The organism is Streptococcus mitis (assembly GCF_002096895.1).
GTDB classification, from domain to species: domain Bacteria; phylum Bacillota; class Bacilli; order Lactobacillales; family Streptococcaceae; genus Streptococcus; species Streptococcus mitis_AH.
Map to the genome: position 1 here is coordinate 1 of NZ_NCVI01000020.1, position 12,199 is coordinate 12,199.

The 12,199-nt window shown below is 35.7% G+C and carries 11 protein-coding genes and 1 tRNA gene; all 12 read right to left on the reverse strand.

Annotated features, from left to right (window positions below):
- Nucleotides 1-279: 279 nt before the first annotated feature.
- Nucleotides 280-351 (reverse strand) — tRNA-Glu (locus B7697_RS04620).
- A gap of 93 nt (nucleotides 352-444) precedes the next feature.
- Nucleotides 445-924 (reverse strand): sigma-70 RNA polymerase sigma factor region 4 domain-containing protein, encoded by a 480-nt coding sequence (locus B7697_RS04625; RefSeq protein WP_084950564.1) that lies wholly within the window; start codon nucleotides 922-924, stop codon nucleotides 445-447.
- A 120-nt stretch (nucleotides 925-1,044) separates the two neighbouring features.
- Nucleotides 1,045-3,003 carry an ATP-dependent zinc metalloprotease FtsH gene (gene ftsH, locus B7697_RS04630; protein ID WP_070842143.1) on the reverse strand — a complete coding sequence of 653 codons (1,959 nt, stop codon included), beginning with the start codon at nucleotides 3,001-3,003 and terminating at the stop codon, nucleotides 1,045-1,047.
- Between the two features lie 15 nt (nucleotides 3,004-3,018).
- On the reverse strand, nucleotides 3,019-3,561 hold the full coding sequence (hpt, locus tag B7697_RS04635; RefSeq protein ID WP_033682551.1) for a hypoxanthine phosphoribosyltransferase: 543 nt from the start codon (nucleotides 3,559-3,561) through the stop codon (nucleotides 3,019-3,021).
- Nucleotides 3,562-3,565: 4 nt separating this feature from the next.
- Nucleotides 3,566-4,843, reverse strand: a complete 1,278-nt coding sequence (gene tilS, locus B7697_RS04640; RefSeq protein ID WP_084950566.1) for a tRNA lysidine(34) synthetase TilS — start codon at nucleotides 4,841-4,843, stop codon at nucleotides 3,566-3,568.
- Complete coding sequence (locus B7697_RS04645) at nucleotides 4,840-6,108, reverse strand: serine hydrolase (RefSeq protein WP_084950567.1); 1,269 nt, start codon at nucleotides 6,106-6,108, stop codon at nucleotides 4,840-4,842. Before B7697_RS04645 ends, tilS begins: the two co-directional genes overlap by 4 nt.
- Nucleotides 6,101-6,223, reverse strand: a complete 123-nt coding sequence (locus tag B7697_RS09470; protein ID WP_000429336.1) for an SP_0009 family protein — start codon at nucleotides 6,221-6,223, stop codon at nucleotides 6,101-6,103. The genes B7697_RS04645 and B7697_RS09470 overlap by 8 nt, the downstream gene beginning before the upstream one ends.
- 4 nt (nucleotides 6,224-6,227) lie before the next feature.
- Nucleotides 6,228-6,596: a septum formation initiator family protein gene (locus B7697_RS04650; RefSeq protein ID WP_084950569.1), complete on the reverse strand. Its 369-nt coding sequence runs from the start codon at nucleotides 6,594-6,596 to the stop codon at nucleotides 6,228-6,230.
- Nucleotides 6,589-6,855 carry an RNA-binding S4 domain-containing protein gene (locus B7697_RS04655; protein WP_001234978.1) on the reverse strand — a complete coding sequence of 89 codons (267 nt, stop codon included), beginning with the start codon at nucleotides 6,853-6,855 and terminating at the stop codon, nucleotides 6,589-6,591. The genes B7697_RS04650 and B7697_RS04655 overlap by 8 nt, the downstream gene beginning before the upstream one ends.
- Before the next feature lie 57 nt (nucleotides 6,856-6,912).
- A complete protein-coding gene (gene mfd / locus B7697_RS04660; RefSeq protein WP_084950570.1) occupies nucleotides 6,913-10,416 on the reverse strand; it encodes a transcription-repair coupling factor in 3,504 nt (1,167 codons plus the stop codon).
- The gene (gene pth, locus B7697_RS04665; protein ID WP_084950571.1) at nucleotides 10,417-10,986 is read right to left on the reverse strand and encodes an aminoacyl-tRNA hydrolase; all 570 of its coding nucleotides are present in this window, start codon (nucleotides 10,984-10,986) and stop codon (nucleotides 10,417-10,419) included.
- Between the two features lie 72 nt (nucleotides 10,987-11,058).
- Nucleotides 11,059-12,174: a redox-regulated ATPase YchF gene (gene ychF, locus B7697_RS04670; RefSeq protein ID WP_084950572.1), complete on the reverse strand. Its 1,116-nt coding sequence runs from the start codon at nucleotides 12,172-12,174 to the stop codon at nucleotides 11,059-11,061.
- Between the last annotated feature and the right edge of the window lie 25 nt (nucleotides 12,175-12,199).

Below are 12,199 nucleotides of genomic sequence, written 5' to 3' on the forward strand. Positions count from 1 at the left end.
CACGCCGCCAGCGTTCGTCCTGAGCCAGGATCAAACTCTCATTAAAAGTTTGAGTTCTCACTCATTTCTGTCACTGACAGATTTATTGTTTTTTTTCATTGTTCAGTACTACAACAATTGTTGTAGTGCCCTGCACATTGGTTCGTCTTGTTCAGTTTTCAAAGGTCTTTGTCACTCACTTCTCTCAAGTGACAACTATATTAGTATATCACAGTCGCTTTCGCTTGTCAACACTTTTTTGAAACTTTTTTCATCAAGTGTTTCATCTGCAACATACCATAGTCCGTACGGGATTCGAACCCGTGTTACCGCCGTGAAAAGGCGGTGTCTTAACCCCTTGACCAACGGACCTGAGTTGTTATTTTCAACTCTTACTATTATACCCACTTTTTAAACTTTGTCAACTACTTTTTTTATCTTTTTTCTATTTTTTTGTATGACTTCCTAATGAGTACGGATGTCAAACTCTTTAAACACAATACGTAAGTCTCTTAATACTCTTTGTCGACCTCGGAATCGTTCGTTTCTTAAGACACGTTCTAACTCTTCTTGTTGCTCTTCACTTTGTTTGTTTCTATAATCTCTTAGGGTTTCATGAAAGAGATAATAATCATCTAGCCACAGACCTCCCTCACTGATACGATGACTAATCTCACCTACTTCTTCATAGGGTTCTTTATCATATCTTCGTTTTTGACTTTCTTGTTTACGGATATAGTCTAAAATCCGATTCCGAAATTTTGTTTTGAAATATTTACGTAAACGTGGTATATCTTCCACAAGTCCTTCTTCTCTACTAATCAATTCATGTAAGCAGATCATTCCCTCTTGGTCCCAATCTGATAATTCCCATAAATGGAGATGATATTCATTTCTACACTTGTACACAATTCCCTGGACTTCTTCATACAATTTTTTAAGCATATTGTTCCCCTTTCTAGATACAGTCTAACAGATTCAAAAACAGTTTTGTCCTATTTCCCCGTTCTGTTCTCTACACCGCTTCAACTGCGCAAAAAAAGAGAGGACACGCCTCTCTAGGGGTTATTTTTCGTCATTCATTTTTGACTTTACTTCATCATAAGATAATGCATGGGATTCCTCTTCTACTGTTTCAGGCATCTTTCCTGTTTCGTAAAGAGATTTAATTTGTGTACTATCCAATGTTTCGTATTTCAATAATGCTTCTGCAATCAACTTGTGAGTTTCACGATTTGATTGAATAATTTCAGCAGCTTTATTTCGTGCTTCATTTAATAATGAACGAACCTCTTCATCAATTTCATAAGCTGTTTGTTCTGAAATTGATTTTTGAGGACTCTGTGCACCAAACATAGCATGGTTTCCTTCATATTGTACTGGGCCAAGTTTTTCACTCATACCATACTCTGTAACCATTGCACGCGCCATCTGAGTAGCTTGTTCAAAATCGTTTGAAGCTCCTGTAGTTTGGACATTAAAGATAATTTCTTCAGCTACACGTCCACCCATTAATCCAGCCAATTGCTCTTTCATATCTTCTTTAGAAAGAAGCATTTGATCCTCTTTAGGAAGTGCAATCATGTATCCGCCTGCTCGTCCGCGTGGTACGATAGTAACTTTATGAACAACACGGGCATTTGACAAGACTAGACCAACAATGGTATGTCCTGCCTCATGATAGGCAACCAATTCACGTTCTTTTTGTGAAACTGTCTTATCTTTCTTGGAAGGACCGGCAATCACTCTATCTTCTGCTTCATCAATATCTGAGGCATCAATGATTGATTTATTGCGACGAGCAGCAACTAAAGCTGCTTCATTCAAAACATTCTCTAAATCAGCACCAACAAAACCTGGAGTTTGTTGAGCCACTAATTTCAAATCAACATCTTCTGCTAAAGGCTTGTTCTTAGCATGAACTTTCAAGATTGCTTCGCGACCCTTAACATCAGGACGGCCAACCAATACTTTTCTATCAAAACGTCCTGGACGCAGAAGGGCAGGGTCAAGTACATCTGAACGGTTTGTCGCAGCGATGACAATAATCCCTTCATTTCCCTCAAAACCATCCATCTCAATCAAGAGTTGGTTCAAGGTTTGTTCACGTTCGTCATTTCCTCCGCCAAGACCAACTCCACGTTGACGTCCAACAGCATCAATTTCATCGATAAAGATGATAGCTGGTGCTGCTTTTTTTGCATCTTCAAAAAGAGAACGAACACGACTAGCTCCAACTCCGACAAACATTTCTACAAAATCAGAACCTGAGATACTAAAGAATGGAACACCTGCTTCTCCGGCAACTGCTTTAGCAAGCAAAGTCTTACCTGTTCCCGGAGGTCCCTCTAGAAGAACACCTGCTGGAATACGAGCTCCAAGTTTTGTAAATCGTTTTGGATCTTTTAAGAATTCAACAACTTCAACTAGTTCTTGTTTTTCTTCCTCAGCTCCAGCAACATCTGAAAATCTTACTTTAATATCCTCTTTATTTGCGGCTTTAGCCTTACTACGTCCAAAACTCATCGGGTTACGGCTATTATTCCCTCCCATATTTCCCATCATAGAGAATAGGAAGAAGAAAAGGATACCGAATGGCACAATGGATACAAGAATATTAATCCACATACCACTTGAACTTTCATGCTTAACAGTTACTTCCGCTTTATGGTCAGAAGCAAGCTTTTGCAATTCAGATACTGTCGTATCTGAAGGAAGAATAATACTTGAAAATTTCTCTACTGTTGTAGCAGAAGGAGAAAAGAACTGGATACCTGTTTCTTCTTTACTTGTTTTAGGATTTTTATAGACACCTGAAACTTCGATAACACTGCCATTTGGTTGGTAAGTCAATTCTTTTACATTGTCATCGGTAATTTCTTTTACCAATTCTGTATAATTAATTTGCTCACTTTTCCCTGCAACACTACCTGTACTAAAATACTGATAAGATGTAACTAGGAAAAAAATAAGTAATAACCATAGAAAAGGATTTTTAATTAAACCATTATTTTGTTTTTTCATTAAAAATTGTTCTTTCTAATTTGAATACACTTCTTCTTTCAATACTCCAACATAAGGAAGATTACGATAATTTTCTTTGTAGTCTAAGCCATAACCTACTACAAACTCATTTGGAATAGTAAAGCAGGTATAGTCTGCCTCAATTTCTACAACACGCCCCTCTGGTTTATCCAACAAGGTTGCAATGTTAACAGAAGCAGCTTCTCTTTCAATAAACATATCTCGCAAATTCTTCAAAGTTTGTCCTGTATCAATGATATCCTCTACAAATAGAACATGTCTTCCTTTGATATCTTGAGTCACATCTTGCTTGATATTGATGACACCACTACTTGCTGTTCCACCATGGTAGCTAGAAACCATCATGAAGTCCATTTCAATATGTGTGTCGATATGTTTAACCAATTCAGCCATAAAAGGAATAGATCCTTTTAAAATCCCAACTAAGATTGGATTTTTTCCTGCATAGTCCTTAGTTAATTGAGCACCTAATTTTTTAGCAGCTGCTGTAATTTCATCGTGTGAAACGAGGATTTTTTTAATATCGTTTTCTAACATTTTTTTACCTATCTATTTTTTCTATATAAAGTACAGTGTTCATTATATCATTTTTCGTTTTTTTACTCAAATTACTGGTCGCAATTCCCAAAATTGATACAATTTCACCAAATTGCTCAATAATCAGAGCAGATTTTCGTTTTTCCATAGGGATTTTCAAATCAATAAATAGACGTCTGAGTTTTTTTCTATGCCCATTTTGAATCAAAACATCTCCTGTTTTTCGATGACGAATGTGTAATGATGTTTCGCGTGAAACAGGTACCTGCTGAATTAATTCACCTTCTAAAGGAAGTCCAAAGGAAAATAAATATCCTTGATAAGTAACTTGATTTTGATAGTGTAACACAAGTTCCTCTTCCTTTTCATCAGCCTGAGGACTGATTTTACAAATCCGAAACTGTTGATACTCTTTTACTAATTCATAACCATTTTTAAGCGGATGACGATACTGGCTTTTAGTTTTTAAAATCTGTCGAACTTCATCAAACTGAGCTTTTGTAAGATTCAAATCTGGAAAACGATTCAGATAAGTTTGAAGTAAAACTCTTTGTGTGGACTCAGAGTAAGACAATAGCTGCTCTACATTTTCTATATCAATATTCTTTGATAATTCAGCTATGGCTAGGTCACAATCTAAAATTTCATTGCCGATTCTCAATATTGCATCTCTAAATCGAGGATTTTCTTTTTCCAATTCTGGTAAGTAAGAGTTTCGAATACGATTGCGAAAATAATAATTTTCCTTATTTGATATATCTTCAAAGTGAAAAATTGGTGGAAAGTCTTTTTTTTGAAAATGCAAGAAGGGACGAATGATTTCTATCTCTCCGACTACTTGCTTCTCCTTAATTCCTGATAGATAGCGCAAACGAGTGCCTCGAATCAAGCGCATCAAAATCGTTTCCACCTGGTCATCAGCATGGTGGGCAGTGACTAAAGCTGTCGCACCTGTCTTTTTCATGACTTTTTTAAAAAATTCATAACGAAAATCTCGAGCACGCGCTTCTGAAAATTCTCCTGAAAAATTGCTGATATAAATAGGAAGCTCTGCTTCAGCAGCCAACTTCCTTAATTCCTGTTCTTCCCAATCTGATTCTACTCTCTGCTTATGATTCACATGAGCTAGAATCAATTCAATTTCTAACTCTTTTTTATAGGTAGACAATACCTTAAATAGAAACATAGAATCTAATCCACCAGAAAGAGCTAGCACCACCTTAGCATGTTTTTTGAAATATCCCTTATTGAGAAAATGATTTAAAAAATCTTGTTCCCTCATTTTAGAACCTCATAAACATCTTTGGCTATCTTAGAAATCGTATCATAATCAGAATTCTTTGTGAAAATAGAAAGAATAAATGGAGAATCTGCATAGACAACACCTGTATCATGCTTAAATTCGTCTGCATCTCCAATTTTATGAGCTACTTTAACAGATACACCTTTGGCAATTCGCTCATTATCAAAATCTGTTTTAGTCAAAGACTCTAGCACAAATCCATTTTGATTATAAATAGCTTCCATAACTTTCCCAGCCATTTTAGAAGAAATCAATTTTTCTTTTAAATCCCAATCATCTCCCATAATAGCAGACATCTTGGATTTAAATGTGGCATCAGATTGGTTTGAAATGTAATATCCCAATAAATTATGAGCTACATTATCAGATTCTTTTGATACTTTCGTAATTAAATCCTTTAGAGAATACTCTTTATTATCCTCTTTTTTAGGAAGACTACCACTTCCTTCTGGTTTATAGGAACCTGGAAAATCATTGACTGCAGATATGTATTTTACAGTCGTATCTAACTGATAAAGACCTTCATTTATTTTTTCTTGCGTATAATAAAGATAAGGGAGTTTCAAAACACTAGCCGCATACATCTTTTCATCTTGATTGATACCAGCTTCTTTTCCAGTAGTCAGTTGCTTAACATAAATAGAAAATGAATCCTTCTGATATTTTTCCGATAACATTTCTTGGACTTTACTCATCCGATTATCTTCTTCAGAAGTTGATTCTTTAGCTACCCATCCAGCCTGATCAATATGTAGAAATTCTCTTCCTTCTACAAACATGGTCTTATCGATTGATACCTGAGAATAAGCTGATAAGGATGATTTCACTTCTTTTAAGTCATAAGGACTATTGTACAGTTTAAAATCAGATTCTAACCATACTTTTTTTATTGTAGGAGTTACCTCTGATTGATCATATAAAAATCGTTTGTCCGCAGCTATAAATTGGTGGTTGGATAACTTAAATACTGGAATTCCCTGTTTATTTAAGCACCACTCGGTTATTTGGAAACTTGTTTTTGGAGTTAATTTTCCAGATTCCACTACTAAATCTTCATTCGCATAGATAGGAACTTCTCCATAAACCATAGGAGAACTTAATTTTTCTCTAAAATAAATACCAAAGTCAGATTGTGAAAGGTAATAAATTTCTTTCGAAGTATAGACGACTTCTTTTTCTGTGCTAACGACTTTTGAGATGGTCAAAAAACTCGGTAGCAACAAAATAATTAAGAATTTACGCATTCTTCCTTTCCTTTTCTTCTTGTAAACGCAATAATTGATTTTTTTCAGCCAACTCTTCCAGCTTTTCATCCGATAGACTCAAAAATTGCTCTATTACATCTAATAAATTTTCCATTTCATCACCTTGGAAGCAAGTCAGGAATCGTATAAACGGCTTCCCGATTCTTAGAGTAATAATATTTTGCACGCATGTATTTAGCAGCGTAATCTTCATCTTTCAACTTTGTGGCAAAAGCTGTTTCCTTCTCCTTTTCCTCACTCAAGGTTTGATACTGAGTTTGCAAGTCTGATAACTGTTGACGTCTTTGGAGTAATTGGTAATAGCTTTGAGCAAGATTATAAGTTGGTAAAATGAACAATAAAATCATCAAAATAAGAACCCAACCCATGAAACGATTCCGTTTTTGTCGTTCCTTCATCAGATAACGACGACGTTGGTGTTCATTTTGAATAAAAGAATTATTCAATTGTACGATATTTTTAGACATTTTCTTCTACCCGTGTTTCACTGATAATTTCATACATGCCTGCTGCATCTTCTTTTTTTGTACTATCTTTCATCTCTAGTACTTTTACAAGTAGCAACTTATTCCCAAAGCGAATTTCAACTTGGTCATTAACTTTCAAATCCGTTGAACTTTTTGCCAAGATTCCATTTACCTTGATTCTACCTTTATCAGCTACTTCCTTTGCGACTGTACGACGCTTGATAATTCTTGATACTTTTAAATATTTGTCTAATCTCATTTTTATTACCTCAAATTATTATTATACCATTTTTATCCACTTTATAGAAGAAAAATGTTAAAGGGAATTGCCTTCTTTTGACTCTTTTATCTCTAATAAACTTTCTCCAAAAATGAGCAGACCTTCTAAAATTTCATAGTCCTTCTTGTTTCGGACATCAAATACAACTTCCATTAATCCCTTATTCTCAGCTATGGCTGCTTTTAGGTTTGTTGCAGATAAAGCTTTAAAATAATCTTGAGCTAAAAACAGTCGTTTAGTGACTTTTTCAAATTGAACTGTAATCTTATTCTCTTTTCTTTCAACACGTTGAACAAATACCTTGTCCAAGTATGACTTGACTAAACCAATTTCTAAAAGATAAGCTACAACGTCTGGGTATTCTCCAAAGCGGTCCATCAACTCTTCCTGTAACTCTTCATAATTGACACGGTTGTCAATTTGACGAATTTTCTTGTAAATTTCAATCTTATGTCGTTGGTCAGATATATAAGTATCAGGAAGATAGGCATCAATTTGCAAAATCAATTCGGCATTTCCTTTGGTCCTTGTTTTCCCATTACCATGTCGTTTAGCAATAGCTTCTTCTAGTAACTGAGAATACAATTCAAAACCAACAGAATCAATGAAACCAGACTGAGATTTTCCTAGGAGATTTCCTGCTCCGCGAATCGAAAGATCTCGCATTGCAATCTTAAATCCAGAGCCCAATTCTGTAAATCCTTTGATCGCTTCTAATCTCTTCTCGGAGACTTCACTGATTGATTTTTCTGGACGATACATGAGATAGGCATAAGCAATACGATTACTACGACCGACTCTTCCTCTTAACTGATACAAGGTTGACAAGCCCATATGGTCCGCATTTTCAATAAATAAAGTATTAGCATTTGGAATGTCCACCCCTGTCTCAATAATGGTAGTAGTCACTAAAATATCATACTGACCTTCAATGAAATCCAGTAGAGTATTTTCTAACTGAATCTCACTCATTTGCCCATGAACATAACCAATCGAAGCATCTGGAATCAACTCCTGTAATTCGGAAACCTTCTGGTCAATCGTGTCAACTTTATTGTAAAGATAGTAAACTTGACCTCCACGCTCCATTTCACGCAAGACAGCATCACGAATCACACTATCATTCTTTTCTAAAACATAGGTTTGCACTGGATAACGATTAGTCGGCGGAGTTTCAATAACAGACAAATCTCTGATTCCCAGCATAGACATGTGAAGGGTACGAGGAATTGGCGTTGCTGTCAAGGTCAGGACATCTACTTGTTTTTTCAGTTCTTTCAAGGTTTCCTTATGCTTGACACCAAATCGCTGTTCCTCATCAATAATCATCAAACCCAAATCAGCAAACACAACATCTTTTGACAAAACACGATGTGTTCCAATTAAAATATCAACTTGACCCTTTTTCAATTTTTCAAGTGTTTCAGTCTGCTCTTTTTTACTTCTAAAGCGACTCAACACATCAATATTAACTGCAAAATTTTGGAATCGTTCCTTAAAATTCGTATAGTGCTGTTGCGCTAAAACCGTCGTCGGAACTAGAACGACAACCTGTTTGTGATCATTGACTGCCTTAAAGGCTGCACGCATAGCAACTTCAGTCTTTCCAAAACCAACATCCCCAACTAAAAGTCGATCCATTGGTTGAGAAGCCTGCATATCTCTCTTGATTTCCTCAACACTACGAAGTTGATCATCCGTTTCAACATAAGGGAAGGCATCATCAAAAGCATGTTGATCCTCATCATCAGCTGAGAAAGCAAAACCCTTCAACTGACTACGCTCAGAATAAAGTTTGATTAAATCGTCAGCTATATCCTCTACCTGGTTCTTTACTTTTTGCTTGGCCTTTTTGAAATGACCGTCATTTAATTTATTGAGTTTTGGCGCTTTACCATCACTTGAAACATATTTAGACAGTAGATGAATCTGTTCTACTGGGATAGAGATTTGATCCCCATTTTGATACTGCACACTGACATAATCGCGGTGTATCCCTTTGATTTCAATGGTTTCAATTCCTAAATATTGACCAATCCCATGGATATGATGGACAACGTAGTCCCCTTTTTCAAGTTCATTGTAATCTTTTAATCTCTCTGCGTTTGAAACATGTTGTCTTCGAAAACGACGTTTCAATTTCTTTTGAAAAATCTCATGTTCAGTTATCAATAAAATCTTTTCATCTACAAAATGAAAACCATGTCTGAGATTACCCTCGATTAAGTTTACAGATTCTTTACAAATACTTGACTTATCTCTGGAATCCAATTTAATCTGATATTCCTCTAAAACATCCTCCAATGTTTTACTTCCCATTGAATTGCTAGACTGCAGAATAATAGTGTAATCCATTTTTTTGTATCTCTCAATTTCTTCTTTTAGAAAAGAAAATTGATTGAAAAATTCTTGCATAGGATATTGATTAAATTGATAAATTTGGTCAAACTTGAGATTGCCTAAACCCTTTTGCAGATTAGAGAAAAAGGTAACCGGACTCTGTTTTTTATAGATTTGCTCTGTATCTGCAAAATACTGCATCTCAGAAAATGCTTTACTGTTCTGTAATTCTTCTGTAAAGTATTGTGCTAACTCCCTTTCAAAGACTTCATACTGATTCATCAATTTCTGATAATCATCAAAGAATACTGGGGTATCTTTTTCAATATAGTCAAAAACAGTCCATATCTTGTCATAACACAAAGATAAAAACTTCCTTGAATCAGAGTGAATTTGTTTTTGGTGAAAACTTGAAAGAATTTCTTCTAGGTATGATTTCAAAATAGGTGATAAGGTCTTCGAAATTTGTTTTTCTAAAGCTGACTGACCTCGTTTATAATCCTTTTCTCTCAAAAGCATATCACTAGCTGGAAAGATAGTGAGTTCTGTCTGATTTTCTTTCGATAATTGTGTTTCGACTTCAAATGACCTAATACCATCGACTTCATCACCAAAAAACTCAATTCGGCAAGGTTCTAACTGGGATATTTCAAAAATATCTAAAATATCTCCTCGCAGACTAAATTCTCCTTGAGTTTGTACTTGTGTAACTTTTCGATAGCCTATCTCTTTTAACTGATGGATAAGCGCATGTTGGTCATATTCTTCACCAACTGAGATTTTTACAATACTATCTTTGAATACATTTGGAGACAGTAAAATCAATCGACTTGCTGCAATATTACAAACTAAAATCCCTTTCTTAGATGAATCAGTCAAAAAACGCAAGGCTTCAACCCGTGAAATGATTTTTTCTTGTGAAGACATCAAAAACTCGACCATAGGGGAATCATCTACCAAAAATGGATAGACAAGTTCCTCACCCAAGATAGAGATAAGATCACTAACAAGTCCTTCTGCTTCTCCATAAGTTGACGTCAGTAAAACAATCTTATCTTCTTTTTCTAAACTGCTTGCAATTGCAAGAGCCTTAGTAGACGTTGATAAACCAAGTATTAGTTGTCTTTTCTTATCTGTTAAACTTTGATGCCATTTTTTAATCTGATCATTTTCTGAGAATAAATCTAATAAGGTCACCATTTACCCGTTATACCTCTGCATCGTTTTTTCAAAGTTTTTCTCTTGTAAATAGTAGTTTACAGAATCGTCAACTTTGTCAATAGACTGTAAAATACCAATATAATCATCCTTGTCAAAGGTACTCAAAACATGGTGAACAACTGACATTCCATTTTTAGGTCTTCCAATTCCAATCTTAACACGATTAAAGGTCTGAGTCCCTATATGTTGAATAATAGACTTGATACCATTATGACCACCTGCTGAACCCTTTGCTCTTAAACGAATCTTTCCAACTTCCATGTCAAGATCATCGTAAATGATGAGTAAATCTTCAATATCCAAACCATAATAAGTCAATAAAGCATGAACCGCTTTTCCACTTTCATTCATAAATGTCGTTGGTTTGACAAGATAAATTTTTTCTCCATTTAGGAAAAAGGATGCTAGGTCAGCTTGAAATATATTATCATGTTTAAAAGTGACATTTTGTTTTTTAGCTAATTGGTCAATCAGCATAAAACCAACATTGTGTTTTGTTTCAAAATATTTATCCCCTGGATTGCCCAAGCCTACAAGTAATTTGGTCATTTATTTTTCCTTTCAAAAGCCAAAAGGGTTGGAATTTTTTTCCAACCTAATTGACACTATTTATTAATTTTTTTAGACATTAAAGCGGAATTCCATGATATCGCCATCTTGAACGATATATTCTTTTCCTTCTTCACGCAAGCGTCCAGCTTCTTTTACGGCCTTTTCAGATCCGTATTTCACTAGATCCTCATATGACATGGTTACTGCACGAATAAAGCCTTTTTCAAAGTCTGAGTGGATAATACCAGCTGCTTGAGGAGCCTTCATACCACGTTTGAAGGTCCAAGCGCGAACTTCTTTTTCACCAGCTGTGAAGTAAGTTCCCAGTCCAAGCAAGTGGTAAGCTGCACGAGTCAACTTGTCAACTCCTGATTCTGTCAACCCAAGTGCTTCAAGAAACTCTTGCTTGTCCTCTTCGTCTAACTCAGAAATTTCTTCCTCAGCACGCGCAGAAATAACGACTACTTCAGCATTTTCTGTCGCTGCAAATTCACGAATTTGTTTAACATAGTCGATAGAATCAGGTTCTGAAACCACATCCTCGTCCACATTGGCAACATAGAGAACTGGTTTAGTCGTCAAAAGGAAGAGACCTTTTACAACCTTTTGTTCCTCATCTGTAAATTCAATAGTTCGAGCTGATTTCCCATCTTCAAGGACTGGTTTAATCTTTTGAAGAACATTGAATTCTTCCACAGATTCTTTATCTTTTTGCGTACGTGCCATCTTTTCTACACGCGCATAACGCTTATTAACTGACTCTAAGTCAGCAAGAATCAACTCCAGGTTAATGGTGTCAATATCCGCAAGTGGATCCACAAAGGCATCTTCACGTCCTTGCTCACGCATAACATTTTCATCATCAAAAGCACGAACTACGTGAACAATCGCATCTACTTCACGGATATTAGCCAAGAATTTATTCCCTAACCCTTCTCCTTTTGAAGCTCCTTTTACAATCCCTGCGATATCTGTAAATTCAAATGTTGTTGGAACTGTCTTTTTAGGAGTAATCATTTCAGTTAGTTTTTGTAGACGTTCATCTGGAACTTCTACCATTCCAACGTTTGGATCAATCGTCGCAAATGGGTAGTTTGCTGCCTCTGCTCCTGCTTTTGTAATTGCATTAAATAGTGTTGATTTACCAACGTTTGGCAAACCAACGATACCTGCTGTTAAAGCCATATTTTCTCATTCTCCGTTTTCATTT